The following is a 25,395-nucleotide window of genomic DNA, read 5'->3' as shown; positions in this document are numbered from 1 at the left end:
GCTCCCGGCGGGTCACCAGTGCTGCTCGCAGGACAGCCCCTGGCCGAGCGGCTTGAGCACGATCAGCTTGCCCTGCTGCTGAGCGCGGGGAATCGCGCTATCGAGGCTCTCTAGCCAGTCGATGTCTGCAATGGGGACGCCCACCGCGTTCACGATACACGCGGCGTGACGCTGAGTCGCCCTTCTCATCGGCCGCGCAGGCCGCGAGGGCCGACCCCAATCCGTCGACACAGACCTCGCGGCAGGGTGCCAACGAGGATCTAGCCGACGCCCGCGAGGCTCTTCTTGATGTCTTTCTCGCGCGGTGTGCCCGCGGCGAGCTCGAGCGCTCGCTCGAACGACTCTTTCGCGCGATCTTTGTAGCCAAAGCGCAGCCACACCTGCGCGAGCACCTCGTGCGCGCGCGCGTTTTCGTCGTCGAGATCGACGGCCTTCTCGGCGCTCGCTTTCGCGTCGCTGCCCCGGTTGGTGCGCATCTCTGCGTCAGCGCGGATCACCCACGCGTCGCTGTGAAACGGCACCAGCTCGGTGATCTCGCGGCCGATCACGGCGGCCGGCTTGGGCTGCATGTCGCGATTGAGCAAGCGGATCGCGTCCTCTGCGTGGAGCAGGAACTCGGCGACCGAGACGTCCGACTGCTTGGCGAGCTTCTTCCACCCGTTGTTGGCGTAGTTGGCAGCTGGGCGACGCTTGCCGCCGCGCGCCATGACGTTGGCCCAGTCGAAGTACAGCCGGCCCTTGACCTCGTCGGGCAGCACCCCGAGCCCGCGCTTGACGACCGCGAGCGCGGTGTCGCGGTCACGCAGATCCATGTGCGCGTGGACGATGTAGATCCGCGCGTCGAGGTCGGCCTCGTTGGCGGCGAGCAACGGCTCGAGCTTGGCGAGCGCCTCTTTGGGTTGTTGGCGCGCGAGCATGGCCCGCGCGGCCAGCAGATCCAGGGTCCGAGGGGGGACGCCGCCGCGGGTCTTGGCCTGCTCGAGCCACTCGTCGAACTTGGGCGGGAGCTCGACGCGGTCACCAAATTCGATCTGTCGCAGCGCCAGCTGGGCGAGCGCGAGCGGGACCTGGGCGGTGGTGCCAGGGCGATCGAGCACGGCCTCGAGCTTGTCGATCGCCTGGGTCCGGAAGTTGAGCTCGGCCAGGTACAGCGCCTCTCGCTCGGCGTAGCGCGGGAGCTTGGGGTTGGCGGCGACCGCCTTGGCGAACAGGTCGAGCACCTCGGGGACCAGCTTGGGATCTTCGCGGCGCTTGGCGTCGGTCAGCTCCGCGAGGTGCAGGTAGGCCTCGGACGGCATCCGCTCGATCTCGACGGCCTTCCTGAACGCCCGGCGAGCGTCGCGGAGCGCCGTCGCGTCGGGCTTGCCGCCAGGCTTGGTCTTGCTGTCTCGATAGGCGACCGCGACGTTGGCCTCGCCGAGCCCAGTCCACGCCCGCGGCGCGAACGGCTCTTCGGCACTGAGCGCGTCGAGCTTGCGCCGCGCGGCCTCGGGGTCACCGGTGTGCACCTCCACGCGGGCGCGCGCGACCTCGACGTCGACGCGACCCGGGATCAATTTGTCGGCCCGCTCGAGCCACGGCTGGGCCTCGACGAAGCGATTTTGCTCGACCAGCGCCAGGCCCTGCAGCAGCGCGACCCGAGGGTGCTCCTGCGGCAGCTTGGCGAGATCTTCGAGCGCCGACATGACGTCGCCCTCGACCAGCTTGACCCACGCCTCGTAGATCTCGGACTCGGACGCGCGCAGGCCGGCCTCGTCGATCCACTTGCGCGCGCGAGCACCATCGCCGGCCTCCATCGCCATCTCGAGCGCGAGCGTGCGCGAGAGCTTGTCCCAGCCGGGCAGCATGACCCAGGCCTGATCGACGAGCTTCATGCCCTCTTCGATCTCGCCGGACTGGACCCGCACGACCCCGCGAGCCAGGAGCGCGTGGGCGCGGTCGCGTTGGGCGATCTCGAAGCCGCCGCCGAGCAGCTGATCGGCGACGTCGGCCACGCCGGCCAGCTTCTGCCGCAGCAGCGCGTTGTAGAGCGCCTCGTCGGCCGCCAACCCAAGATGCGTCTGGCTGCGCGCGCGCGCGTCGACGAGCTGGGCCAGGGCCGGCGCTGGGTCGCCCGCGTGCATGTGCAAGGTTGCGAGCAACCGGCGGATCGAGATGGAGCCGTCGTCGGGCAAGGTCGCGGTGATCGTGTCGATCGCGTCGTCGATGTTCGCCTCTGGGTCGGCGATCGCCAGCATGCCGCTCACCCAGACCTCGTGGTTCGGCGCGATGCTGCTCGTGTCGTCCATGTCGGCGATTGTGGGCAGGCGGTCGCGCGCCGAGTCGAGGTTGCCGTCGTCGAGGTCGAGCATGACCTGGGCGAGCTCGCCGTCGTGGGTCGGGAATTCGAGGTCGGCGAGGGCGGCCACCGCGTCGTGGGCCTCCTCGTCCGACTCACCAAACTCGGCCAGCAGCTGGGCGCGGGTCAGCGCGAGCGCGCCGTGCAGCAGCGGATCTTTGGGGTGCTCGCCGATGCAGGTCTCGAGCTTGGTCGCGACGATGACGAGCTCGGCGGAGGTCCCCAGCGAGAAGCCCTGGGTGGCCTCGGTCAGGCACGCGTCACGATGGCGGCGGTCGGCCAGAAACTTCAGCGCGATCGCGATCAACAACAACATCACGAACAGCGCGACACCCAGCGCCACGCGACGAAACAGCTTGCGGCGCTGCTGTGCGTGAATGTCCCCGATTAGATCACGCGGCTGGGTGAGGCGGGAGTCGGCCACAGGCTTTAGGTTGCTCCTGTGTACGCCGAACCACAGGCTCGCGTTCGAGATCCGTTGGTGGTCAAAGACACGAACACTGCACGGTGGCTGGGGACGCTGCACGGCTCTTGGTTGCAGTGTCCGCTCCGCTCGTGGCGAGACCACGGAACCGAGTCAGCGGGAGCAGCGAGATCGATTGGATGGTTGATGAGCACGATCGTCATGCTCGAGTTGATGGCGGGCAGCATCGTGCGTGGGGCGATCAGCGCCGCGTCCCGGAGAGTCGCCACGCGCGGGCGAGGTCCGAGCGACGTGGGCCTCATCCTATCCGTTGCTGGGCTCGCTTGCACCGTGTACCTCGCAAAAATTGGCCGAGCGAGGATCGGCCCACGCTGTGGGGTCGCTCAGTTGAAGCTGGGCGGCCGCTGGTCGATCGGCATGCTATGGAGATTGTCGAGCGAGTACTTCTCGGCCGGATCCGACGCGGTCGCCTTGTCGGCCTTGCGCTTGGCCCGGTCACGTTTGCGCTTCTCGCCGTCGTCCATGCCGATCGCGTTCTCCTCGCGGTAGGCCTCGAGGCCCGGCAGATACGGGTGCGTGTCCCCGTCCTCGACCTCGGCAAAGATCGCCAGCGGCTTGCCGCCGTTGCGGCGCTCGTCGACGAGGACCCAGCTGCCCTCATGCCACTGCCACAGATGGTTGACCGTGGTGGTCCGGACCACGAGCTCGGTTTCGGTGTGCCAGCTGATCGCAACCTGGGAGATCGCGATGCCGTTGACCTTGTCGACCTCCATCCGAGTCATCTCGTAGTCGATCACGACCAGGCGGTCTTCCACCGCCTGATGGGCCGCCATGAAGGCATTGGCCGATTCGGCCGGGAGGTGCTCGGCCGCCCGGTCCCAGTCACCCCAGCGGAGCGAGCGGTTGTAGGCCCGGGTCGAGTCATACAGCTTGTCGACCATGCCGTCGCCGGACGCACACCCGGACCCGGCGATGCCGCCACTGAGCACCAGCGCAGCGATCAGTCCGCTCGAAGCCAGGCGCGAGACCGGCGTCCGAGAGCGGGCGAGAAGCACTCGAGAGCGACAAAACCAGGCGACGAGACGCGGCATGGCGCCCACGCTAGGCCGAGCACCCCAATTCGAGCGAGTTTTCGACGATTTTGGCTACTGCGCGGCCGGTCGCGCCCCCGACACCACCCGTGGGATCCGGGCGTAGTCGGACCGCGACTGAACATCGGAGAAGCCCGCGTCGTGCAGCAGCGCCTCCACCTGTGCGGCCTGTCCGATGCCGATCTCCAGCAGCAGGCGGCCGCCCGGGATCAAGGCCGAGCGCTCGACCACCGCGCGGATCAACCGGCGCACGAAGGTCAGGCCGTCGGGGCCGCCGTCGAGCGCCGAGCGTGGTTCCCAGATGTGAACCTCGGGCTCGAGCCCGTCGAGGTCGGCCGTGGGGATATAGGGCAAGTTGGCGGCGATCGCATCAAAGCCGGGTTTCGGGACGGTCACGGCGTCGAGCAGATCAGACACCACGCAGCTGACCCGGTCCTCGAGCCCGAGCCGCTCGACGTTGTGCTGGGCCAGCTCGAGGGCCTGCGTGGAGATGTCGACGGCGGTCGCGTTCACCTCGTAGCGCGCTTTGGCCACAGCCAGGGCGATCGCGCCCGACCCGGTCCCGACATCGAGGATGTGCATGAGTGGAGCCGGCGGCGGGCGCAGCGACTCGAGCAGCCAGTCGACCAGGTGCTCGGTCTCGGGCCGCGGGATCAGGGCCCGGCGGTCGACCGCGAGATCGAGGTCGAGCGCGTGAAAGCCCCGGGTGCCCTCGATGTACGCGACCGGCTCGCGGGCGAGGCGACGGCGGACCAGCTCGCGAAACCCGGCCCGATCCGTCTCGTCGAGCAACCGGTCGTGCTGAACGTAGAGATCGATCCGCGCGCACCCAAGCGCGTGAGCCAGCAGGTGCTCGGCGTCGACGCGCGGGTCCGGGATCCCCAAGTCGGCGAACCGCTCGCTCGTCCAGGTGAGCAACTCTCGCACCGTCCAGCGAGCGCGGCGGCTTTCCTCGGCCATCGTGGGGGGATGTCACACGCTCGCAGGTTTTCGGCAAGCGCCATTGCGGGCCGCCGCGGGGGCTGCTTGGATGCGCCATGGCTGTCAACGCGCGGGCGCTGAATGGTGGCTGGGGTGCCCTCGTGGTCGTCTCGGCTTGTCTCGCGCTCGGCGCCTGCAAGGACGACGGCGCGGGCTCCGAGCTCGGCCCGACCACCGAGAGCACCGCCGCCGAGGCGCCTGAGACCGGCGGTGACGGTGACGGCGACGGCGACGGTGACGGTGACGGCGACGGCGACGAGATCGTCGGACTCGAGCTGATGACCGCGCTCGGCGGGCTGTGGACCGGGCCCGCGACCATGACTCCGCTCGGGGTGTTCGATCCCATGCACATGGACCTGCGCGCCGCCGACGGCCACGTGTTGTTCTCGCGGGTCGACCTCGACGCCGAGAACTCGCTGCGCTTCATGTTCTCGATCGAGGCGATCGCCGGGCAGGATCGGCTGGTCTATCGCAACGGCGGGTATTTTCTCGGGCAGCTTCGCGACACCCGAACGATCCTGCAGGACCACACGCCGCTCGATCCGGCCGGGGTTTCATCGTGGCGGTTCTGTGCGATCGACGGCGGGTGTGACTATGTCGACGCCCGCTGGGAGTTTCAGAGCCCGTCCGAGCTCGTGCTCGACGTCTCCGTCAAGGGCCAGCAGCACGTGCTGTGGATCGCCGATCGCGTCGAGGCTCGCGACCTGCCGGATCCCTTCCCCGTCGACGCCACCGCGCAAGGCAGCGGCGACGCCCCGTTCCCGCCGATGCCCACGCTCGAGGTTCAGGTCTCCTGGCAGGACCCGCTGGCCGACCCGGCCGACGTCTGGGTGCTGCTCTCGGTCCAGGACTGCCCGCTGGCCGATTTTTGTGACTACGCCCGATCGCTGCGAACCACCGCCGAGGCGGGGGCGACCAGCGCTACGCTGACGATCGATCAGGTCCACGCGGGGGGCTACAAAGGCAACGCGATCCTGGATCGCGATCAGAACCTGCAAGCGACGCTGTTCCCCGGGACCGGCGACGCCGTCTCGCTGCCGAATCAGGCCGTGACGATCGCCGCGTCCGGGACCTCGATGGCGGCGTTGGTGACGCTCGTGGAGCTCTAGTAAATGACCCCCACATGGACCTTAGACTTCGCCGACTGCAGCCGCTGGCGCGTCTGGTCGCTTCGCTCCTCGGGGCTGTTTGTTCGCAGGCGCATGTGTGGCCCCCTGGGAGGGGGCTCTGAACACATTTCCTGTGTCCATGGGTCGCACGACGTGCGGAAAAATCTAGCTAGACCCCGCGCAGATCTCCCGAAAATTTCCCGCCGCTGATCGCCCGTGCTACCGGCGAATCAGGACCATGACGGCGATCATCGAGCTGAACCGCGTGACCAAGACGTATGGTCACGCCCCTCAACCGGCCCTCCACGACGTCAGCGTGCGGATCGAGCAGGGTGAGTTTGCGCTGCTCATGGGCCCCTCGGGGGCGGGCAAGAGCACGCTCTTGCAGCTGGTCATGGCCATGCAGCAGCCGGACCGCGGCACGATCCGCGTGGCCGGCCGCGACGTCCACCGCCTGACCCGCGGCTCGATCCCGTACCTGCGCCGCAACCTTGGCGCCGTGTTCCAGGACTTCAAGCTGCTGCCCGAGGCCACGCCGCTCGAGAACGTTCGGCTGGCCCTGCAGGTGCTCGGGCTGCGCCGCCGTGACGTGGTCGGCCGGGCCCGCGAGGCGCTGTCTCGGGTTGGCATTGATCCGCGCAGCCGCAAGCCCGTCCGCTGCATGTCAGGCGGCGAGCAGCAGCGCGTGGCGCTGGCGCGAGCGCTGGCCGGGCGTCCGCCGATCCTGTTGGCCGACGAGCCGACCGGCAACCTCGACCCCGCGCTGACCCGCGACATCCTGCGCTCGCTCGAGCTGATCCGGGCCGCGGGCACCACGATCTTGCTCGCTACCCACGATCCAGTCGTCTACCACCACGCCAACGCCAGCCGCGTGCTGCACCTGGAGATGGGCCGGCTGATCGAAGATCGCGTGCTCGCGCGGACCCCCAGTTTTGTCGCCGAGCTCGACGAGCACGGCGAGCCGATCGACCTCCTCGCGGAGATCGAAGACGACGAATTTTCCGACGAGCCGCTGTTCGCCGGAACCACCCAGCTAGGAGAGGTGGCCTGATGAAGACCGCACTGATCATTTCCGAGCTCCTCGAGCTCCATGACGACACCCTGATCGCCGACATCGAGCGCGCCTTTGATGAGGTCGATCGCCTGGTCGAGCCGACCCCACCCGGCGAGCGCGTCGAGCTGATGCTGCTCGTTGACGATCTCCTCGACGAAATGCTCGCGCCGGCTCCGACCGAGCAGCTGTCGATCGAGCTCGAGCTCGAGCTTGGTGACGGGCGAGCCGCCTCCACTGAAGATCGCGACGAGGTCGCCGAGGTCGCGTGATGCCAGCCACCGAGCGCCAGCTTCAAGTCGAGATGGGGCTCGAGATCGCGGTCTCGGACTCGCCCCAGCGCGAGCCCGCGCGCGAGGCGACGATCTCGCTGTTCCCCGGCGCGTGGGTCAACGAGCTGCAGGACCACGAGCTCGAGGACCACGAGGACGAGTGGGACGAGGACTTTGAAGATGTGCTGCTCGAGGCGAGTGATCTGATCGAGGTCGAGGCCGCGCGGACCGGCGCGGGGCTCCCGGCGCTCGGCGCTGTCGAGCCCGAGGCCGATGACCCGGCTCCGGAAGACACGATTCAAGACCGGATCTTGGCGGAAGAGACGGTGCAAGCGAGGGTCGAAGATCCCGCGGAGTTCGAGGCGGAGGTCGAGATCGACCCCGAGCCGGAGGCTGAGGTCGCCGAACCCGAACCCGAACCCGAGCCCGACCCCGACCCCGAGCCCGAGCTTCAGCAGCCCGCGGCACGCCAGAGCACCGACCCGATCCGCGTGCCCGCGTGGAGCGGCGTCAACGGGTTCGCCTACGTCGTCTCGCGAGGCCTGCGCGGCATGGGCCAGAGCCCGCTCGTGCAGCTGCTCGCGATCGGCACCATGGCCGTCTGCATGCTGCTGCTCGGGACGACCATGCTGATCTTCCAGAACGCGCAGCGCGTGGCTCACGACCTCGGCGTCGACTCGCCAGTGACCGTGTACATGCAGCCGGGCGTCGACCCGGCCGTCGCGACCGAGCTGCGCGAGCGGATCGCCGCCCTGCCCGAGGTCGAGCGAGCGGTGCGGGTCACCCCCGAGATCGCGCTCGAGCGGCTGCAAGCCGGGCTTGGGCAAGGCGCAGACCTGGACGCCGAGCGGGCCGAGCTGCTCGCGGGCGTCGACGCCAGCACCCTCCCGGACAGCATCGAGCTGTCGCTGATCGCCGGCGTCGAGCCGGGCTTCGCCGACGCCTTAGCGACTCGCGTGCAGGCGATGGACGGCGTCGACGAGGTCGCCGTGCTCGGACCATGGGTGCAACAAGTCGAGAGCATGTTGACGACGCTGCGGTGGTTGGCGTTCGGCGTGGCGGCGCTGGTCAGCCTGGCGTGCCTGGCGATCGTGTGGAGCACGATCCGCCTGGGTGTGTTCGCGCGTCGCTCGGAGATCCACATCTTGCGCCTGGTCGGCGGCACCGCCCGGTTCGTCCGCGGCCCGTTCCTGATCGAGGGCGTGCTGCAGGGCGTGCTGGGGACCGCGCTGGCGCTCGCGTGCCTGTGGCTGTCGTTCGAGCTGGTCCGACCGTTCCTCGAGCGCGGCATGTCCCTGATGTTCGCCGCGGGCTCGCTGCACTTCTTCACCACCGTTCAGATGATCGTGGCGCTCGGGTTTGGGGCGCTGCTCGGGGTCATTGGATCACGGGCGGCCGTCGCTCGGCACACGGAGGCCTGAGCCATGCGCAAGCGCTTGACTCGGATCGCCCTGCTCTCGCTCGTGGGCCTGCTGTGTACCGGTGAGGCGCTCGCGGGCGACCCCGCCGAGCGCGCCCAGCGGCGCGCCAAGAACCAACAGGCCGAGCAGCTGCGCGACGCCGTCTCACAGGAGCTCGAGCTGACGCAGGCCGCCAACGAGGTCGCGCGGGGTCAAGCCGCGCTCGGGCGCGAGCGCGAGAGCCTGGACTGGGCGACCGAGCTGCTCGCCCATCGCGGCCGCGACAGCCTGCGCAGGCTCGACGTCTACCGCGGCCACCGGGTCGAGCGCGAGGCCATGAGCGTGGTCCGGGCGCGCAAGCTGTACAAGCTCGCGCGTGGCGGCGGGATGCTCGAGCTGATGTTCGAGGACGGCGCCGACGGCCGACTGACCCCGCACGACCGAGTGCTGCGCGGCCGCACGGTCCGGCGCCTCGTCGATCATGATCTCGAGCTGTTGCAGGTTCACGCGCAGGCCGAGACCAAGGCCCGCGACGAGCTGCTGACCACGACCCGCGAGCTCAGCGTGCTCGCGGCGCTCGAGTCTGTCAGCCGGTTGCAGGCCGACGCGCTCCAGCTGACCAGCACCCAGCTCGACCCGGCGCTGCGCTCGACTCACGCCCGGCGCAAGTCTCTACAAAAACGCCTGGGTCGGGCCGACAAGCGCGGGGATCGTGAGCTGATCCTCGAGCTCAACCAGGCGCGTCGCAAGCTGATGCGCCACCGCGGTCTGGATCTGCTCGAGCACGACGCGCTGGTACGCCCGGTCAAGGGTCGCGTTCGTGGCGAGTTTGGCACCTACGAGGATCGCTCGCTGGGGATCTCCATGCACCGCAACGGGGTCGAGTTTGCGGCCGCGGCCAATGATCCAGTGCGGGCGATCGCGCCGGGCCAGGTCGTGATGGTTGGCGCGCTGCCGGGCTTCGAGCGGGTCGTCGTGGTCGATCATGGCGGCGGGTATCTGTCGTTGACCGCCCGGTTGCTGTCGGTGCAAGTCAGCGAAGGCGACGAGATCGAAGCTGGCGCGGTGGTCGGTCGTGTGGGGGCCAAGGCCGTGCCCGATGGGCTCGGGACCACGGCTTATGTCGAGATCCGCCACGGCCAGCGACCGATCGATCCTGGCCCGTATCTGCGGCCCTGATCGGCGCTCTAGAACCGCATCACCACGCTGGCACCCGCGCCCCGACGCTGCCACCACGGACTCAGCGACAGCTTGGTCCGCTGGTACCGCCGCGCATCCCCAGCGATCCGGGCCCCGCGAGCGAACAGCATCCCGGCCCCAACCAACAGCGGCAGCGAGAACCCCCACGACAGCCCCGCCGAGGCGAAGCCCAGCGGCGGCGGGTCGAACATGCACGGGTCGATTCCGGTCGGACCCGACTCATCGATGATCGGCGCCGCTCCCCGACAGTACTCGACGTGCTCGCGGGCACGGATGAACTGCTGGGTGCCAAACCCGATCAGCCCCGCACCCGCGCCGGTCAGCAGCACGCCGATCCCCAGCTCGAGCACGCCCTGGCGGGTGCCCTGCTGCGAGAGCGTCCCAACTGGCGAGGGATCCGGTTCATCGGCGTCGGCGGCCGCGCGCGGGCCCTCGACCGGCGGCGCCGCGATCGCCACGCTCGGCAGCGCGAGGCCAGCGGCGACGATCCAGCCGACGATCCGAGTCACGCGGCGAGTATATCGTCAACCGGGCTTGGCGTCCGCCCCGGCCTTTTTCTTGGGTCGGTCCCGCTTGGGTAGCCCGAGCACGTCGAAGTCCCGGGCCGCGATCACCTCGCCGTCGGTGAACACCTCGCGGGCCTCGTCCACGAACGAAGCCGTGCGCTCGTAACGGCGCGAAAAGTGAGTGAGCACCAGCGTGCGGGCGCCGGCCTGCTTGGCGATCTCCGCGGCCTGCTTGGCGGTCAAGTGCCCATTGTCCTTGGCCCGCTGTCGATCTTCCTCGAGGTAGGTCGACTCGCAGATCAACATGTCCGCGCCGCGGGCCAGCTCGAACGCGTTGTCGCACAGGCGGGTGTCCATCACGAACGCCACCACCTGCCCGCGCCGCGGCTTGGCGACGTCTTGGATGTTGACGCGCTGGCCCCCGTCGAGCTCGACGAACCCGTCGAGCTGCAGCTGCTTGATCACGGGCCCGCGCAGCCCGGCGGCGGCCAGCTTGTCGGGCAGCATCGTCCAGCCCGCGCGCTCTTCGATCCGGTAGCCGAGGGTTGGGACGCCATGGCTGAGGCTGAGCACCGACAGCGCCAAGCCCTTGCCGCTGACCTCACCGCTCCAGATCTCGTGGAGATTGGTCGTCGCGGCGGACTCCGTGATCGGGTGGCCGTGGACCTCGGCCCGGTCGTGGTAGATCGACGCCCGACGCAGCCGGTTGTAGTACTTCTCGCCCGACGCCGGGTAGAACACATGAACCGGGTGGGGGCAGCCGTCGAGCGAGAGCAGCTGCGAGATCCCAGCGAGGCCCAGACAGTGGTCGCCGTGGAAGTGGGTGATGCAGATCTTGGTGACGTCCGTGGACGACACCCCCGCGTGGATCAGCTGCCGCTGGGTTCCCTCGCCGGGATCGAACAAGAAGCCCTCGCCGTCCCAGCGCAACAGGTAGCCGTTGTGATTGCGGTATCGGGTGGGAACTTGGCTGGCGGTGCCAAGGACGACGAGTTCACGCACAGACATGCGAGCGGAGCATAACCGCTGGGTGCCCTGGTGCCATGGGGATCCGGGTGGCGGTCGACTCGTGGTCGCGCATACAGCGGATTCCACGCACCCGGCGGAGCACATGCAGGACCTTCGGGCGGGCTCACCGTGCGACGACCAGCGAATCGTTGTCTCGGCTATTGTACAGGTTCGGGCTGAGAAGGTGAGCTCGATCGTGATAGTAAATACCTCGCCGACGATTACGCTGTAACCCGCTCCTTTAACACTGCTTTCAAGTCAACTCTTTAGATTCTGAGTACACTTCGCTGATCACGGTGAACAAGCGGGCGAGGAGCCTCGCCCGAGCTGAAAACACTTCCCTGCCACCCTCCTCGCGAGCGAACCGCCCGCCGCCGCCGCTTGCTCCGGCACCTCGCGCCAGCGGACGGCAGCCCAGGCCAGGTAGCATCCCGGCAGCATCCGGCGTAGACCTTCCGGAGTGAAGGCCGCGCATGAGTGAACAGCAGCTAAAAGTGGACGTCGCCGTGATCGGAGCCGGCACGGCGGGCTTGGTCGCGCATCGGCAAGCGCGGGTCAACGGGGCCGAGCGGGTCGTGCTGATCGAGGGCGGGCCCTACGGCACCACGTGCGCGCGGGTGGGCTGCATGCCGTCGAAGCTGTTGATCGCCGCGGCCGAGGCGGCCGAGGCAGTTCGGTCCGCCGAGCAGTTCGGGGTCAAGCCGGGCCCGCTCGAGATCGACGGCGCCGCGGTCATGGCCCGGGTCCAGCGCGAGCGCGACCGCTTCGTCGAGTTCGTGGTCGAGTCGACCCAGCGCCTGGATCCGGCGCAGCGGCTGCGCGGGTGGGCGCGGTTCGTGGGGCCGACCACGCTCGAGGTTCAGGCCGATGATCGACAACCGGTCCGCGTGGACGCCAAGGCCGTGGTGATCGCGGCCGGCACCACGCCGTGGGTTCCGCCGTCGCTGCGTGGTCTGGGCGACCGCCTGCTGACCAGCGACAGCGTGTTCGATCTGCCGCGCTTGCCCAAGTCACTCGCGGTGGTCGGCGCCGGGGTGATCGGGCTCGAGCTCGGCCAGGCCATGCACCGGCTCGGCGTCGAGACCAGCATCTTGTCGATCGACGAGCGCATGCCGTTGGTGTCGAGCGCGGTCATGCAGGATCAGGCGCGCGAGCTGTTCACCGCGCGCCTGGATCTGCAGCTGGGCATCAGCGAGCTACAGGCGCAGCGGCGCGACGACAGCGTGGTGGTCAGCTGGAACGACGCCAGCGGGCGCGCGCGCGAGGGTACGTTTGAATACGTGCTGGCGGCGACGGGGCGTCGCGCCTCGTACGACCGGCTCGAGCTGCAGCACGCGGGGATCGAGCTCGACGACCGCGGGGCGCCCAAGTTCTGGGACGAGCGTACCACGCAAGTCGGTGACGCGCCGATCTTCTTGGCGGGCGACGTCATCGGCGATCGCCAGGTTTTGCATGAAGCGGCTGGCGAGGGCCGAATCGCCGGCATCAACGCGGCCCGCTACCCCGAGGTCCGTGCCCATCCGCGTCAGGTGCCGATTGCGATCATGTTCAGCGATCCCAATGTTGCGATCGTCGGCGAGATCCCCGACCCCGACAGCGAGGGCTGCGAGTGGGAGGTCGGAGAGGTCGACTACGCCGACCAAGGCCGCGCGCGCGTGATCGGCCAGAATCACGGGCGCGTCCGCATCTACGCGCGCCGCTGCGGTGAGCTGATCGGCGCCGAGCTGATCGGGCCGCAGGCCGAGCACATGGCCCACTTGCTCGCGTGGTCGATCGAGCAGGGCATGACCGTCACGCAGGCACGGGCGATGCCGTACTATCACCCAACGGTGGAGGAAGGGCTGCGCACGGCGATCCAGGCGCTGGGGCGCAAGCTGAAGATGGTCAGCAAGCAGGGGCCGCTCGACTGCGGGCCCGGGACCTGAGCGAGATCGAAGCTGGTCGACGCTCGGGGTGCACGGGCACGTTCGCTGGCGAGCACGAGATCGGCAGAAACCTGAGCCCCGTCACTCGCGCTCGAGCGGCGCGTCAGCGCCCGCTGGCGGTAGGTTCTGCGGCGGCCGCGACTGCCCGCGGTGGGTCGGCCCGGGCTGGTTGTACGCCTGCCCAAACGCCCGCTGCAGCAACGTCCGGGTCCGCCATGAAAAGTAGGTGCTGATGAACGAAGGAAACAACTTCAAGTCATAGTAAGGATTGGTGAGATCCCCGTGCTGAACCAGCGCCAGCACTTGCTCGGCGACGCTGACCGGACACCCGGTGATGCGAATGAAGTCCTCGCGTCGCAGCACCTTCAGCTCGCGCCGCACGCTGATCATCTTGGCAAAGATGTCGTCATGCTTGGCGTCGAGCGGGCTCATCTTGCTGCGATCACGAAACAAGCTCTCAATTGAAACAGCGCCCGAGCCCCCGAGCGGGCCGCGATACTCCGCGCAGTCGCCCATGAAGATCACCTTCTCACCCGGCTTGACGTCGAGCGGCTGATCCCACTTGCCAAATACGATGTGGGTCGGCGGCAGCTTCTCGCTGGCCGCGGCGTCGTACAAGCGCAGGATCTCGATCGCCTCCTCGAGCGCGCCCGGGCACCCACCCCAGCAATAGTCGCTGCCGCCCTCGGCGCCGCTGGGCCCCGGCGGCGTCCCGCCATACGCCTTGATGTTGGTGTCGGCGAAGTACTCCTCGACGCGGATCAATCCGACCCGAAAGCCGCTCGCGCGCTGCTGGGCGGCGGTCAGGCTGACGTCGCCCTCGACGTTGATCTCGTCGAGCGTGACCGGCCCAAACCCACGCTCCCAGGCCAGGCGAATGTGGTCGACGCTCAGCGGATCGAGCCCAATGATCCGACAGCAGACCGCGTCGATCGCGACCTGATTGTCACCCATGATCACCAGGCCCAGATCAAAGGGCACCGGGGTGAGCATGCGGCCCTCTCCGGCCGTGATCGCGTCGATGGCGATGAACTTTGGCTGCACCACATACTGAAGATCCGCGACCTTCTCATTGAGCTTGTGGTGGTGATCGATGAGCCGGTGGCGGTCATCCTGGATCCCAATATAGGACTTGAGGCTGAAGGTCACCGTGGTCCAGGGGTGGGCCTTGAATTTGGGGCAGTTGACGAAGAAGTCGGCCTCGGCGACCACCTTGGGGGTGTACAGGCTGTCGCGCAGGCGCTGCGGGTGATACAGCGGGATCTCGACCTGCGGGACCTCCTCAAAGTGGACGAGCGCCACGCCCGTGCGCTTGGCCATCTCGCGGTAGCCGGCCTGCCCGAACGCGAACCGGGTTGGCATCGTGATCCCCGAGCGCTCGCCGACGGACAGCGTGCGCATGGCCCCCTCGTCGCGGTCGCGCAGCGCCCCGACGACGCCCTCGACGAACTCTGGGCGGGTGTACGCGTGGGGGAAGCGGGCGCCCGCCGCGACCACGTTGGGCTTGATCAGCGTCTGGCCCCGCGGCCGCAGGTCGAGCCGCTCGAGTCCGTCGCGGGCGATGCTGCGGATCCGATCGGCGTCGTACTCACGGCAGTCTCGGAGGATCACCGTCGGTCGCTCGGAGCTGGCCATCGGGCGGATCGTAGCACCGGTTCGAGCGCGGGCGCGGCCGACCCCACCCGGCCGCGGTCGTTCGGCTCACACATGCACCGGGTCGCAAACACGGGCGCGTCTGAGCGAGGCGACACGCTCGCCGATCCCCGCCCTTGTTGCCCGCGCCGCGCCCGTGGCAGGCTCTGTCAGCGTGACCGAGCCGAACACCCACCTGAAGATCGACCGCGGCTTGTGTGGCGAGATCCTCGAGCTCGGCGAGGGCCGTGCCGAAGTCGAACTAACGACCGACGCCCGGATGAGCGCCGACGATCGCGGGCTGGTCCACGGTGGGTTCATCTTTGGCGCGGCCGACTACGCGGCGATGCTCGCGGTCAACGATCCCAACGTGGTGCTGGGGGCGGCCAACGTCACGTTCACGGCGCCCACTCGAGTGGGCGAGCGGGTCCACGTTCGGGCCACCGTGCGCGCGCAAATCCGGCGCAAGTACGACGTTGGCGTGCAGGCCCACGTTGGCGCCGTGCGGGTATTCGAGGGCAGCTTCACCTGCTTCGTGCTCGATCACCACGTGTTGGACAAAGAGGGATAGCAAGACATGGACGGCGGACAGATCATTGCGAGCGTGCTCGAGCGCCAAGGCGTGCGGCAGCTCTACACGTTGTGCGGCGGGCACATCTCGCCGATCCTGGTCGCGGCCAAGCGCGTCGGCATCGACATCATCGACGTGCGTGACGAGGCCAGCGCCGTGTTTGCGGCCGACGCGACCGCGCGGATGACCGGGATCCCCGGAGTCGCAGCCGTCACCGCTGGTCCCGGTCTCACCAACACGATCACGGCCGTCAAGAACGCGCAGCTGGCCGAGTCGCCGTTGGTGATCTTTGGCGGCGCGACGGCGACCGTGCTCGAGGGCCGCGGCTCGCTGCAGGACATCGACCAGGTCGCGCTGATGCAGCCCCACGTCAAGCAGGTGTTCACGCCTCGCTCCGTGCGCCAGCTGGTCCCGACGATCGAGGCCGCGTTTCGGATCGCGCAAGCGGGCGTACCGGGTCCGGTGTTCGTCGAGACGCCCGTGGATCTGCTCTACCCCGAGGCCACCGTGCGCGAGTGGTACATCGATCAAGGCGGCGTCAAGCAGCCCAAGAACCTGGTTGGTTACGCGACCCGGGCGTTCCTCGAGCAGCACCTGGCCCGGCAATTTTGGGGTGCGCCCGGACCCAAGGCCCAGGCGCCCGAGCCCGTTCGCATGCTCGACGCCAGCCGCCGCGACGTCGACAAGGTGGTCGGCTGGCTGCGCGAGGCCAAGCGCCCGGTGTTCGTGGTCGGCAGTCAGACCGTGTCCGTCGCCGCGCAGGCGCCCGCGATCGCGGCCGCGCTGGAGTCGATCGGGGTGCCGGTCTGGCTAGCTGGTGGGGCGCGCGGGTTGTTGGGCCAAGTGCACCCCGTGCAGTACCGACACAAGCGCACGGCGTCGCTCAAGGCCGCGGATCTGGTCGTGGTCTTTGGGTTCCCGCTCGACTTTCGCCTGGGCTATGGGCGCTCGATCGGCAGCAAGGCCAAGCTCGTCACCGTCAACCTGGGCGTCGACGCGCTGACGCAGAACCGACGGCCGACCCTCGGCGTGCACGCGCACCCGGGGCGCTTCATCACGCAGCTCGCCGCGGGTCTGGCTGGCGGCACCAGCCAGGCAAACGCCCAGCGATGGCAGCCCTGGTTTGACGAGATCAGCGAGCGCGAGCAAGCGCGAGACGCCGAGATCGTCGAGCAGGGTCAAGCGAAGGTCGAGGGCGTCAACCCGATCGATCTGTTCTTGCGCCTCGAGCAGATCATGGCCGAGGACAGCGTGTTGGTCGTCGACGGCGGTGACTTCGTGGCGACCGCCGCGTACATCGTTCGCCCGCGTCGACCGCTGTCGTGGCTCGACCCGGGGGTGTTCGGCACGCTCGGCGTGGGTGGTGGATTCGCGGTGGCGAGCTGCGCGGTGCGGCCACAGGCCGAGGTCTGGCTGATCTACGGCGACGGCTCGTCGGGCTATTCGCTGGCCGAGATCGACACCTGCGTGCGGCGGGGCTTGGCGCCGATTGCGATCATCGGCAACGACGGCTCGTGGCAGCAGATCGCCCGCGATCAGATCGAGATCCTCGGCGACGCCTGCGGGACTGAGCTGCTGCGGACGGCCTACCACACCGTCGCGGAGGGCTACGGCGGTCGCGGGCTGCTGCTCGATGATCCGGCCAAGATCGACGAGACCCTGCGCGAGGCCCAGACGATCGCCAAGCAAGGCACGCCCGTGGTCATCAATGTGATGATCGGCAACACGGACTTTCGCAAGGGCTCGATCTCGATGTAGCGGGGTCAGGTCTGGCTCGCGGCCGGCTCGAAGCTGTGGAAGCGGAGCTTGCCCGGGGTTGGGCGGGACGCGGGCACTCGCTTGGGCTGGCGGCCTCGGAGCTTGCGCAGCTCGGACTGGATCAGCTGACGTCGCGGCAAGTACCAGGCGACCGCCTGCGGGACGACGAGTCGAGCGAGCGCGAGCCCGAGCGACGCGCCCGCCGGCCCACGGCGCGTGGTGGAGAGGTTGGTCTGGTCGAGGAGCGGGGTCGGGAGTTGGCGGGACATGTGGCAGCTCTGACCACCACCATGCGATCGCCACCCGCGGACCGTCAGGGACGGCGGTGCCACCGAGGCCAGCCTCGCTGGTGGGCCCTCGGCTCACGAATTCGCGCGCGTGGGCGGGCCGCAACCAAGCGTCACCAACCGTCACCGAGACGCCACGCTCACCTCTGCGTCGGTGAAGTCCCGCCGACCTCGACCCGATCTCGCCCGCGCCCCTTGGCCTGATACAGCGCCGCGTCGGCGGCCAGCACCAAGGTCTCTCGATCGGGCGGCGCGTCGATCATGTCTGTGCCCGCGATCCCCACCGAGACTGTCTGCGGTCCGGCTGGGCCGTCCACCGTGGACCGAGCGAACTCCCGGCGAACTCGCTCCGCGAGCACCCTGGCTTGGTCCGCGGTCGTCTCGGGCGCGATGATCATGAACTCTTCACCGCCGTAGCGGCACGGGACGTCGGTGACCCGCAGCTGGTCGCGCAACACCTGCCCGAACAGCGCGAGCAGCTGATCGCCGGCCATGTGCCCAAACTGATCGTTGACGGCCTTGAAGCGATCGAGGTCGAACATCAACAGCGCGAGCGGGCGATGGTGGCGGGTCGCCCGGGAGATCTCGACCGCGATCCGCTCATCGAACACGCGACGGTTGCCGACGCCCGTCAGCGAGTCGGTGCGGGCGGCGTGCTCGAACTCGCGGCTCTTGACCTCGAGCGCCTTGGTCAGCGCGCGGATCCGCAGCATCGCCTTGAGCCGCACGCGAAGCTCCAGCCGATCGACGGGCTTGGTCAAGAAGTCGTCGGCGCCCGCGTTGATGCACTGCTCGCGCACCTCTTTGCTGGTCAGCCCGGTGAGGAACACCATCGGCACATACGACGCCGACTGCTCGCGCAGCAGACGGGTCAGCTTGAGCCCGTCGACGTTGGGCATGACCGCGTCCATGAGCACGAGATCCGTGGAGCCCGGATCGAAGGCACGCAGTGCATCGGTCCAGCCGTGGGCGACCGTCACCGCGTAGCCGAGCTCGAGCAGCAGCGAGCTGGTCGCGGTCGCGGCGGTGGGGTCATCATCGACGACCAGGATCTGCGCGCGGACCTCGTCGCGGTTGGGCTTCAACTCGAGCCACTCCCGCTGCGCGACTTGTGTTTGGACCTTCGGTTCATGCGAGCGCTGGGCGGCCAAGCTCGGGTGAGCTCCGCTCGAATGGTCTCACGGCGAGACGCGACCGTGGAACTAGCGAGCTCAGGCTTGGGCGGGTCCGTGGGACGAAGCGTCGTGACGCCCGGTCTGACGCCCGGTCCGGTAGTGACGACGCAGGGCGGTCACGCAGGGTTGGATCACGCTCGCCACGCCCTCGCGACGGACGTGTGTGCGCAACGCGTCATCGAGCACGCCATGGACGCGCAGGCTCGCCGGTAGGCCCCCCGCTGCGGGCGCAGTGGCGGCCTCGTGCGTGGCCGCTTCGAGCCTCGCGAGGGCAAAGTCGACGAGCGCGGGGTCGGCCGCGTCGAGCATCCACCGCAGCGCTCGCCACCCGAGCTGGGCGTGACGAAGCTCGTCTCCTGCGATCTGCTCGAGCATGGCGGCGACCTGCCGGTCAGCTGCATGGGCGGCCGCCTCGCGGGCCTCGAGCGCGGCCAAGGTCTCGCCGACGCAGGCCTCGAGCACCAGCGCTTCGATGACCTCGTGGATGCCAAGCGGACCAGGCGGACCAAGCGAGTCGCTGACGTCGAGCGCGGCGGGCCCGACTCGCGCGCTGGCGTAGGCGCTGGCCAGCCCGAAGGCCAGGCGCGCGTGCTCGATCTCGTCGGCCATGGCGCGGTGGGTGTCGAGCAACAGCCGCGGCGGTGCCCCGAGCTCGAGCAATTGCGTGGCGAAGCGGGCGAACGACGCGACCGAGGCGTGCTCGAACTGGCCGACCTGCGTCCAGTACTGCGCGAGTTGCTGGCGCGTGCGGGCGTCGAGCGGCTGCGGGTCGATGCTCGCGCACCAGTCATCGCGCTCGGTCGTCGAGGCCACCCGGGCGCGCCCACCGATCAAGAACGGTCGGCCGCAGTCACCCTCGCACCAGCCCGGCGGCTCGCAGGTGAAGCCTGGCGCGCCCGCGGCTGAGCAGTAGAACTCCACGTCGCCGCCCTCGGGGTAGCTGGGACACGGCGCGTCAGGGCAGTCGGCGTGGACGTGACACTCGTCATAGGGGTCGGCGCAGGCCAGGCTGTAGCTGTCGTCGCAGATCCCCGAGTTGAAGCTGAGCCCACACAGGCCGTCGCCGCAGTCGTCGGTGGTCAGGCACCCGGCCGGGATGCACTGCGCGACGTCGCCAGCCACGCCCGCACACGCGCAGGCAAACCCTGGGTCACAGTCGGCATCGCTGGCGCAGCCGTAGTGACACCCGCAGCTGCCCCAGATGTCGAGCGTGCAGCTGCCGTGGGGTTGCTCGAGGCAGTCCGCGCTGGTCTGACAGCCGCCCATCGGGTCGGCGCAGGCGGGTGCGTCGGGGCCCTGCGGCGCGACGCAAACGACCGCCTCGGTGCGGTGGATGAAGCCGCCCTCGCACGCGACGAACCCGCTGGGGAGCTCGGTGCCAGCTTGCATGATCGGGGTGGCGTCGATGCACTCGAAGGGGTCCGGCGGCGGGCCGGTGTCGGTGTCGTCGCCGTCACCGTCGCCGTCACCCGAGTCTCCGTCGCCGTCGCCGTCACCCGAATCGCCGTCGCCGTCACCGTCGCCCGTCGAGGTGCTGGTGCTCGTCGACGCGCTGTCGCTCGAGTCCGAGGCGTCGCTCGTGCTCTCGTCGCCCACGTCGGATCCGCTGGTGCGGCTCACACAGGCGAGCTCGAGGCCGAGGGCGGCGATGAGGCTCAGATACGCGGCGTCGAGCTTGGTCTTCATGATAGGCGGGTATGGTGCCACGAACGGGGGTGATCGATCACATCGAGCTGCCCCCGAGCTTTTCTCGCCTACTATGTGCGCGCAGGTTACAGCAGCTCTGTTGGACAACAGATTTGTTGTACACCCGCGCATATCGAACGCAGAGGGCGTTTGGAGGCACGGCAGCGAAATCCGCGCACTCCGAACGACGCGATCCGCGAGTGACAACCCCGACTGCCCCCGCCAAACTCGCAGGCAATGCGACTGGCATCGCCCCGATCGTTCGTGCTGCTCTCGATCGCCTGCCTCCCCGCGGCGAGCTGCACGACGCCCGCGGCTGACGACGGTGAGACCTCGACCGAGTCCGCCGCGGACTCGAGCACGGGCGAGAGCGGCGAACCCACGGCGCCCACCGACACGGGCACCGACACGACCAGTGACACCGACGACGATCCACCCCGCCCCGCGCGTCTCGCCATGACCTCGGACTGGCGTGCCAAGCGACTGTCGCTGCTCGACTACGAGGCCCTGCGTGGCGGCGCGCAGACCCGCGAGGACGCGCTGTGGAAGAGCATTGATCTCGGGGCATACGAGCCCGGTCCGCTCGAAGCCGAGATCAGCCCCGACGGCGAGCTCGCGGTCGTCGCCGTGAGCCCGGGCTTCTTCGCGAGCGCGGTTGGGGGTCTCGCGGGCGCAGGCCAGGGCACGGTGCCCGAAGGTGGTGGCCTGCTGATCGTCGAGATCGACACTGGCACGGTGCTCGCCGAGCTCGACATCGCGCAGTACCCCATGGGCATTGCGATCACCGAGGACAGCAGCGCGGCGTGGACGGCCAACTACGGCGGCAACGGGCAGTCGGGCGCGACGATGAGCCACATCGACCTGACCTCGCTCAGCATCGTCGAAGAGTTCGACATTGGGCCAAGTCCCGAGCAGATCGCCCTGCAGGGCCAGCTCGCGATCATCAATACCGCGGGCGATGGCTCGGTGCGTCTGTTTGGCACCAACGATCCAATCGGCACGATGTCGGTGCCCGCGGTCGTATCCAATGATCCCTCGTGGGTGCTGTTCGTCGGCCCCGGCGACTCCGAGGCGATCGTCGTCAACTCGGTCGGCCCGCCCGGCTACTCGCTGCTCGACATCGCCGACCCCAGCACACCGACCGTGCTCGACACGGTCGAGGTCGCGGGGATCCCGTACGCGGCTGCGCACGGCAGCACCGACACCCAGATCATCCTGTGCGTGCTGGTGGGTACCGAGGTCTCGCTGCTTCGCTACGAGACGACGACCAGCACGCTCATCGATCAGATCGACATTCCCGCGATGGGCTTCCCGCTCGGGATCGTGTTCGACCCCGCCGACGAGCTCGCGCTCGTGCCGATCCCCGGCGCCAACGTGCTGGCGATCGCCGACTTCGGGACTGGGGAGGCGCGCGAGATCGACTGGCAGAACGACCCCGGGCCGACCTACGTGGCGCTCGAGCCATAACCCCGCGCCGTTGTCATGGCTGATCCGCTACCAGCTACTCGAAGAGCTGGTCGAGCGCCGCGTCGGTGGGAAGCGTGCGGGCCGCGGCGTACCAGCGCTCGAGCGCCTCGAGGTCCTCGCAGCTCTCGACACGGGCGCGATGCGCTGCGGTGACCGTGAAGCCGCGCAGCTCGAGAATGTCGACGATGGTGCGGTGCAGCAGCTGAATCTGCCCGTGCTCCCGGCCTTCTTGGACCCCGTCTCGGCGCCCGATCCGATGGGCCTTCTCGTACAGGTAGCTGCCACGCTCGACCGGAGAGATCTCATACTCCTCGAAGGTGATATAGCGGCTCTCATTGTACTCACCGCGCTCACGCATTTCATCGAGGGCACGCTGGGCGATATCGGCGGGAGTGAGCGTCAACATGAGTACAGTGTAACTCCGGCACTCCAGGGGATCCAGGCGCTGTGCCGCAAGAAACGCGGCCCGGATCCCGGCCACCCGTTGCTCGACGGGTCCGGCTCCGAGTGCGTGGAAAACGGCGCCGAGGACCGCCTCGTGCGGTTGGCGATGCGCTTGTTGGATGTCGTCGATCAGCTCGAGATGATCCGGCTCGACGAGTTTAGGGGGCGGCAAGATCTTCGGGATCATCCGGCGAATGCGTGCTCGCAGGGCGGGATCAGGCACGAATGCGGCTACGACCGCTGGCTTCTTCGTTTCTGCGCCGACGGCGGCCGAGTACAGTGACCAACTCCATAGCTTTTCCACGTCCCAGCAAAGCTGCACCTCGAGGATCCAGTGCATCAGCACGGCACCGTCGCGAGTCCGGACGGTCAGCAGGAGATCGATCAGCCCCTTCCGCGCGCGTCGATTCAGGCCGGGGACTTCGAAGGCCGGGGAGCGCTCGCGGATGTCGTCGTGATCGTGCAGCTCGATCCCCGCGGCGGCGCACATGATCCTGGTCAGCGCCGCGTGGGGCATCTTGCTCAACAGCAGCACCATCGCGTCGTGTGCGGATGCGAGCTGCTCGAGTTCCGCCATCGTCCCCGCCGCAATCGCAAGCACCGGGCCACGTGGCATCTTTAGTCATCTCGATGACTTGCGGAAAACTCGGTCGTACCGAGTGGCCCGTGAGCGGGACGGTGGCCCGTCAGCGGGCCGCCACGCGTGACCCATCAGCGAGCCACACTCTGGAGTTCCTGCTATCAGCCGAGAAAAGATCACATGCTCGCGCCCTCGTGCTATGGCGAGTCCATGCCGCTCGTGCCCCCGGCCCTCGATCCTGACTCCCTCGTGCCCCGCACGGACTCCGGTTACCCCGAGCCGTTTCGCTCGCGCGTGCTTCCTCGCGAGAAGCGAGCCCTCGGCGACCCGCTCGGCTTGACCAAGATCGGCGTCAACCTCACGACGCTGCCGCCTGGTAAGGAGTCGTCGATGCGTCACTTCCACACCCGCGAGGACGAGTTCGTGTTCATCGTCGAGGGCGAGGTCGTGTTGGTGACCGACGAGGGCGAGCAGCTGCTTGGCGCAGGAATGTGCGCCGGGTTTGCGGCCGGCGTCCGCAATGGGCACTACCTCGTCAACCGCAGCGACCGGCCGGTTCGGTATCTGGAGATCAGCAACCGCGACCGCGAGGACACGGCCGAGTATTCCGACGTCGATCTCGCGTTCAGCAAGCACGCTGACGGGCGCTTCGTGTTCACCCACAAGGACGGGACGCCCTACTGATCCAGCAGGCCAGGGACTCACGACGGGTGGACCATGCTGGTGTCACATAGTTGTCACTTCTATATCGACGACTTTCGATGTAGATCATCGCCATGCCGTCCCGGCCCCGCCGCGGCTCGCCTCGCTTGACCGTTCTCGCCTCGTCGGCGGCGGCCACGGCGGCGGAGTGCACCCCGCGGCGACGGGCCAAGGCTCGAGATCTGCGACCCTACATGACGGTGTTCAAGGCGCTCGGCGACGCGACCCGGGTCGAGATCGTCGCGTTGCTGGCCGAAGCCCGCGAGCCCGTGTGCGCCTGCGACATCGAGGGGCACTTCGAGCTCGCGCAAGCCACCGTCTCCCATCACCTCAAGATCCTGCGTGAAGCCGGCGTGTTGGCCTCGGAGCGGCGCGGGACCTGGATCTTCTACTCACTCGAACCAACCGCGCTCGACCGTCTGAACGAGTTCGCAACCCTGCTGGATCGCTGAGCGGCTCGAGCGACCCGGAGCACGACTTCCCCATGTCCAATACATCGAAGATCATCGATACATGTCTCGCGCTGAGTCTCGGCGCCCTGCTCGCGTCATCACTCGGCTGCGCCGCAACGAGCGAGGCTGAGCCGGACGCGAGCCCGCCAACCTCGACTGAGACGACTGAGACCGCCACGCCTGAACCAGCACCCACGACCGAGAGGACCGCCGTGACGTTTCACCCCCAGCTCCACGCGTACGTCGAGCGTCTGCTGCCCACGCTCTCCACGATCCCCGAGGACCGCCGTGAGACGCTCGATCGCATCGCGGCGTTCGTGCGCGAGCGCGGAGCCGCGAGCCTGCCCGCCCGGCTGGTGTTCATCTGCACCCACAACTCGCGGCGCAGCCACATGAGCCAGATCTGGGCGGCGACCGCAGCGGCCTGGTACGGAGTCGACGGCGTCGAGACCTACTCCGGCGGGACCGAGGCGACCGCCTTCAACCCGCGCGCCGTCGCGGCGATGCGCCGAGCCGGGTTCGAGATCGGCGAAGTTCCCGACGACGTCGCCAACCCCCACTATGCCGTCAGCTTCGCGGGTGACGACACGGCCCTCGACGCCTTCTCCAAGACCTACGACGCGGACGGCAATCCGCGCGAGGACTTCGCCGTGATCATGACCTGCAGCCAGGCTGATCAGGCCTGTCCATTCGTGCGCGGCGCCACGCGGCGGATCTCGCTGCCCTACGACGATCCCAAGCTGGCGGACGGCTCGCCCGAGGAAGCAGATCGCTACGACGAGCGGGCCCTGCAGATCGCGGGGGAGATGTTCTACTTGTTCTCTCAGGTGCACGGCTGAGCTGCTGGGACGTCTCGCCCACCCTCATCGACCTCGAAGCAGCGAGTCCGCGAGGACCTGCTCGAGCGCCGCTTGCGAGATGCCCAGGCGATCCGCCGCGCTGGTGCGAGGATCGGCTTCGGCGGTCGCCAGCGCGGCCCGGATCTTCTCGGTCCACCGAGCTGGGTCGCGCTCGCGCAGGCTCGCTAACGCCCGCTCGAGCGCTTGCTCGAGCAGCTCGTCGTCAAGGTCAGCGCCGTCGACGTACCACCAGTACGGCCGGTCCTGCTCTGGTTGCACGTGCTCATAGACCGCAGTCAGCCCGAGCAGCTCGATTGGGTTCTCAGCAGCAAACGTGAACCCATCCTTCTCCGCCATGTACATGAGTTCGCCGTCGCTCTCGTAATAGTCGACGTCGATGCGAAGCGTGTATCCTCGCGCGGCGAGTACTCGCAGACAGGTCGAGTGGACGTTTCCCGCGGTGCTCAGGGAGGCCATGCCTGCAACAGTATCGCTCC

At 68.5% G+C, this 25,395-nt stretch carries 24 protein-coding genes; 12 read left to right on the top strand and 12 right to left on the bottom strand.

Going from position 1 to position 25,395, the window contains the following annotated elements; all coding sequences use genetic code 11:
- Positions 1 to 12: 12 nt before the first annotated feature.
- The 4 genes from ENSA7_RS45735 to prmC all read right to left on the bottom strand — a co-directional run bounded on the left by ENSA7_RS45735 (position 13) and on the right by prmC (position 4,813).
- Positions 13 to 144 carry a hypothetical protein gene (locus tag ENSA7_RS45735; protein WP_280523988.1) on the bottom strand — a complete coding sequence of 44 codons (132 nt, stop codon included), beginning with the start codon at positions 142 to 144 and terminating at the stop codon, positions 13 to 15.
- 116 nt (positions 145 to 260) lie between these two features.
- A complete protein-coding gene (locus tag ENSA7_RS09015; RefSeq protein WP_106088812.1) occupies positions 261 to 2,762 on the bottom strand; it encodes a tetratricopeptide repeat protein in 2,502 nt (833 codons plus the stop codon).
- Positions 2,763 to 3,145: 383 nt separating this feature from the next.
- The gene (locus ENSA7_RS09010; RefSeq protein WP_106088811.1) at positions 3,146 to 3,853 is read right to left on the bottom strand and encodes a hypothetical protein; all 708 of its coding nucleotides are present in this window, start codon (positions 3,851 to 3,853) and stop codon (positions 3,146 to 3,148) included.
- Between the two features lie 54 nt (positions 3,854 to 3,907).
- Positions 3,908 to 4,813: a peptide chain release factor N(5)-glutamine methyltransferase gene (gene prmC, locus ENSA7_RS09005; protein WP_106088810.1), complete on the bottom strand. Its 906-nt coding sequence runs from the start codon at positions 4,811 to 4,813 to the stop codon at positions 3,908 to 3,910.
- A gap of 77 nt (positions 4,814 to 4,890) precedes the next feature.
- Here prmC and ENSA7_RS09000 point away from each other — a divergent pair, with 77 nt between their 5' ends.
- From ENSA7_RS09000 to ENSA7_RS08980, 5 genes are all read left to right on the top strand, one after another.
- Positions 4,891 to 5,943, top strand: coding sequence for a hypothetical protein (locus ENSA7_RS09000; RefSeq protein ID WP_106088809.1), 1,053 nt, complete (start codon positions 4,891 to 4,893; stop codon positions 5,941 to 5,943).
- Positions 5,944 to 6,181: 238 nt separating this feature from the next.
- Entirely contained in the window at positions 6,182 to 6,994 is an 813-nt protein-coding gene (locus ENSA7_RS08995; RefSeq protein WP_106088808.1) for a cell division ATP-binding protein FtsE, read from the top strand.
- The gene (locus tag ENSA7_RS08990; protein ID WP_106088807.1) at positions 6,994 to 7,266 is read left to right on the top strand and encodes a hypothetical protein; all 273 of its coding nucleotides are present in this window, start codon (positions 6,994 to 6,996) and stop codon (positions 7,264 to 7,266) included. The genes ENSA7_RS08995 and ENSA7_RS08990 overlap by 1 nt, the downstream gene beginning before the upstream one ends.
- Complete coding sequence (locus tag ENSA7_RS08985) at positions 7,266 to 8,687, top strand: cell division protein FtsX (protein WP_106088806.1); 1,422 nt, start codon at positions 7,266 to 7,268, stop codon at positions 8,685 to 8,687. Before ENSA7_RS08990 ends, ENSA7_RS08985 begins: the two co-directional genes overlap by 1 nt.
- A 3-nt stretch (positions 8,688 to 8,690) precedes the next feature.
- Positions 8,691 to 9,845 carry a murein hydrolase activator EnvC family protein gene (locus ENSA7_RS08980; protein WP_106088805.1) on the top strand — a complete coding sequence of 385 codons (1,155 nt, stop codon included), beginning with the start codon at positions 8,691 to 8,693 and terminating at the stop codon, positions 9,843 to 9,845.
- 8 nt (positions 9,846 to 9,853) lie between these two features.
- On the opposite strand, the gene ENSA7_RS08975 is transcribed toward ENSA7_RS08980, so the two are convergent.
- Complete coding sequence (locus tag ENSA7_RS08975; RefSeq protein WP_106088804.1) at positions 9,854 to 10,375, bottom strand: hypothetical protein; 522 nt, start codon at positions 10,373 to 10,375, stop codon at positions 9,854 to 9,856.
- 15 nt (positions 10,376 to 10,390) lie between these two features.
- Positions 10,391 to 11,380, bottom strand: coding sequence for a ribonuclease Z (locus ENSA7_RS08970; RefSeq protein ID WP_106088803.1), 990 nt, complete (start codon positions 11,378 to 11,380; stop codon positions 10,391 to 10,393).
- A 473-nt stretch (positions 11,381 to 11,853) separates the two neighbouring features.
- Here ENSA7_RS08970 and ENSA7_RS08965 point away from each other — a divergent pair, with 473 nt between their 5' ends.
- The gene (locus ENSA7_RS08965) at positions 11,854 to 13,305 is read left to right on the top strand and encodes a dihydrolipoyl dehydrogenase (RefSeq protein ID WP_106088802.1); all 1,452 of its coding nucleotides are present in this window, start codon (positions 11,854 to 11,856) and stop codon (positions 13,303 to 13,305) included.
- Positions 13,306 to 13,386: 81 nt separating this feature from the next.
- On the opposite strand, the gene ENSA7_RS08960 is transcribed toward ENSA7_RS08965, so the two are convergent.
- Positions 13,387 to 14,940 (bottom strand): DUF362 domain-containing protein, encoded by a 1,554-nt coding sequence (locus ENSA7_RS08960; protein WP_106088801.1) that lies wholly within the window; start codon positions 14,938 to 14,940, stop codon positions 13,387 to 13,389.
- Positions 14,941 to 15,112: 172 nt separating this feature from the next.
- On the opposite strand from ENSA7_RS08960, the gene ENSA7_RS45005 reads away from it, so the two are divergent.
- Both ENSA7_RS45005 and ENSA7_RS08950 read left to right on the top strand, forming a co-directional pair.
- Positions 15,113 to 15,508, top strand: coding sequence for a hotdog domain-containing protein (locus ENSA7_RS45005; protein WP_106088889.1), 396 nt, complete (start codon positions 15,113 to 15,115; stop codon positions 15,506 to 15,508).
- Between the two features lie 6 nt (positions 15,509 to 15,514).
- A complete protein-coding gene (locus ENSA7_RS08950) occupies positions 15,515 to 17,266 on the top strand; it encodes a thiamine pyrophosphate-binding protein (RefSeq protein WP_106088800.1) in 1,752 nt (583 codons plus the stop codon).
- Between the two features lie 5 nt (positions 17,267 to 17,271).
- Here the strand turns inward: ENSA7_RS08950 and ENSA7_RS08945 are convergent, their stop codons facing one another.
- From ENSA7_RS08945 to ENSA7_RS42150, 3 genes are all read right to left on the bottom strand, one after another.
- Complete coding sequence (locus ENSA7_RS08945) at positions 17,272 to 17,535, bottom strand: hypothetical protein (protein WP_106088799.1); 264 nt, start codon at positions 17,533 to 17,535, stop codon at positions 17,272 to 17,274.
- A 158-nt stretch (positions 17,536 to 17,693) separates the two neighbouring features.
- The gene (locus ENSA7_RS08940; RefSeq protein WP_181233511.1) at positions 17,694 to 18,638 is read right to left on the bottom strand and encodes a GGDEF domain-containing protein; all 945 of its coding nucleotides are present in this window, start codon (positions 18,636 to 18,638) and stop codon (positions 17,694 to 17,696) included.
- 126 nt (positions 18,639 to 18,764) lie between these two features.
- Positions 18,765 to 20,414: a hypothetical protein gene (locus tag ENSA7_RS42150; RefSeq protein ID WP_146157497.1), complete on the bottom strand. Its 1,650-nt coding sequence runs from the start codon at positions 20,412 to 20,414 to the stop codon at positions 18,765 to 18,767.
- Between the two features lie 237 nt (positions 20,415 to 20,651).
- Here ENSA7_RS42150 and ENSA7_RS08930 point away from each other — a divergent pair, with 237 nt between their 5' ends.
- Positions 20,652 to 21,881, top strand: a complete 1,230-nt coding sequence (locus tag ENSA7_RS08930) for a YncE family protein (RefSeq protein ID WP_146157496.1) — start codon at positions 20,652 to 20,654, stop codon at positions 21,879 to 21,881.
- Positions 21,882 to 21,915: 34 nt separating this feature from the next.
- Here the strand turns inward: ENSA7_RS08930 and ENSA7_RS08925 are convergent, their stop codons facing one another.
- Entirely contained in the window at positions 21,916 to 22,902 is a 987-nt protein-coding gene (locus ENSA7_RS08925) for a hypothetical protein (RefSeq protein WP_146157495.1), read from the bottom strand.
- Positions 22,903 to 23,115: 213 nt separating this feature from the next.
- Between ENSA7_RS08925 and ENSA7_RS08920 the strand changes: the two genes are divergently transcribed.
- The 3 genes from ENSA7_RS08920 (at position 23,116) to ENSA7_RS08910 (ending at position 24,898) form a co-directional block, all read left to right on the top strand.
- Entirely contained in the window at positions 23,116 to 23,589 is a 474-nt protein-coding gene (locus ENSA7_RS08920; protein WP_106088794.1) for a cupin domain-containing protein, read from the top strand.
- Between the two features lie 92 nt (positions 23,590 to 23,681).
- Positions 23,682 to 24,059, top strand: coding sequence for an ArsR/SmtB family transcription factor (locus ENSA7_RS08915; RefSeq protein WP_106088793.1), 378 nt, complete (start codon positions 23,682 to 23,684; stop codon positions 24,057 to 24,059).
- 212 nt (positions 24,060 to 24,271) lie between these two features.
- The gene (locus tag ENSA7_RS08910) at positions 24,272 to 24,898 is read left to right on the top strand and encodes an arsenate reductase/protein-tyrosine-phosphatase family protein (protein WP_106088888.1); all 627 of its coding nucleotides are present in this window, start codon (positions 24,272 to 24,274) and stop codon (positions 24,896 to 24,898) included.
- A 24-nt stretch (positions 24,899 to 24,922) separates the two neighbouring features.
- Here ENSA7_RS08910 and ENSA7_RS08905 read toward each other — a convergent pair whose 3' ends face one another.
- Complete coding sequence (locus tag ENSA7_RS08905) at positions 24,923 to 25,375, bottom strand: hypothetical protein (protein WP_106088792.1); 453 nt, start codon at positions 25,373 to 25,375, stop codon at positions 24,923 to 24,925.
- Between the last annotated feature and the right edge of the window lie 20 nt (positions 25,376 to 25,395).

Source organism: Enhygromyxa salina, assembly GCF_002994635.1.
Taxonomy (GTDB): Bacteria; Myxococcota_A; Polyangia; order Nannocystales; family Nannocystaceae; genus Plesiocystis; species Plesiocystis salina_B.
Note: the sequence above shows the minus strand (reverse complement) of the source record. Positions and strands in the feature narration are given on the sequence as shown.

What these genes read in the sequence shown, in the direction of transcription:
- ENSA7_RS08990 (WP_106088807.1), top strand. Translation starts at nt 6,994, where the DNA reads ATGAAGACCGCACTGATCATTTCCGAGCTCCTCGAGCTCCATGACGAC.
- ENSA7_RS42150 (WP_146157497.1), bottom strand. Translation starts at nt 20,414, where the DNA reads ATGAAGACCAAGCTCGACGCCGCGTATCTGAGCCTCATCGCCGCCCTC.
- ENSA7_RS08930 (WP_146157496.1), top strand. Translation starts at nt 20,652, where the DNA reads ATGCGACTGGCATCGCCCCGATCGTTCGTGCTGCTCTCGATCGCCTGC.
- ENSA7_RS09000 (WP_106088809.1), top strand. Translation starts at nt 4,891, where the DNA reads ATGGCTGTCAACGCGCGGGCGCTGAATGGTGGCTGGGGTGCCCTCGTG.
- ENSA7_RS08945 (WP_106088799.1), bottom strand. Translation starts at nt 17,535, where the DNA reads ATGTCCCGCCAACTCCCGACCCCGCTCCTCGACCAGACCAACCTCTCC.
- ENSA7_RS08965 (WP_106088802.1), top strand. Translation starts at nt 11,854, where the DNA reads ATGAGTGAACAGCAGCTAAAAGTGGACGTCGCCGTGATCGGAGCCGGC.
- ENSA7_RS08995 (WP_106088808.1), top strand. Translation starts at nt 6,182, where the DNA reads ATGACGGCGATCATCGAGCTGAACCGCGTGACCAAGACGTATGGTCAC.
- ENSA7_RS08960 (WP_106088801.1), bottom strand. Translation starts at nt 14,940, where the DNA reads ATGGCCAGCTCCGAGCGACCGACGGTGATCCTCCGAGACTGCCGTGAG.
- prmC (WP_106088810.1), bottom strand. Translation starts at nt 4,813, where the DNA reads ATGGCCGAGGAAAGCCGCCGCGCTCGCTGGACGGTGCGAGAGTTGCTC.
- ENSA7_RS08985 (WP_106088806.1), top strand. Translation starts at nt 7,266, where the DNA reads ATGCCAGCCACCGAGCGCCAGCTTCAAGTCGAGATGGGGCTCGAGATC.
- ENSA7_RS09010 (WP_106088811.1), bottom strand. Translation starts at nt 3,853, where the DNA reads ATGCCGCGTCTCGTCGCCTGGTTTTGTCGCTCTCGAGTGCTTCTCGCC.
- ENSA7_RS08925 (WP_146157495.1), bottom strand. Translation starts at nt 22,902, where the DNA reads ATGGCGGAACTCGAGCAGCTCGCATCCGCACACGACGCGATGGTGCTG.
- ENSA7_RS08970 (WP_106088803.1), bottom strand. Translation starts at nt 11,380, where the DNA reads ATGTCTGTGCGTGAACTCGTCGTCCTTGGCACCGCCAGCCAAGTTCCC.
- ENSA7_RS08980 (WP_106088805.1), top strand. Translation starts at nt 8,691, where the DNA reads ATGCGCAAGCGCTTGACTCGGATCGCCCTGCTCTCGCTCGTGGGCCTG.
- ENSA7_RS08950 (WP_106088800.1), top strand. Translation starts at nt 15,515, where the DNA reads ATGGACGGCGGACAGATCATTGCGAGCGTGCTCGAGCGCCAAGGCGTG.
- ENSA7_RS08920 (WP_106088794.1), top strand. Translation starts at nt 23,116, where the DNA reads ATGCCGCTCGTGCCCCCGGCCCTCGATCCTGACTCCCTCGTGCCCCGC.
- ENSA7_RS08905 (WP_106088792.1), bottom strand. Translation starts at nt 25,375, where the DNA reads ATGGCCTCCCTGAGCACCGCGGGAAACGTCCACTCGACCTGTCTGCGA.
- ENSA7_RS08915 (WP_106088793.1), top strand. Translation starts at nt 23,682, where the DNA reads ATGCCGTCCCGGCCCCGCCGCGGCTCGCCTCGCTTGACCGTTCTCGCC.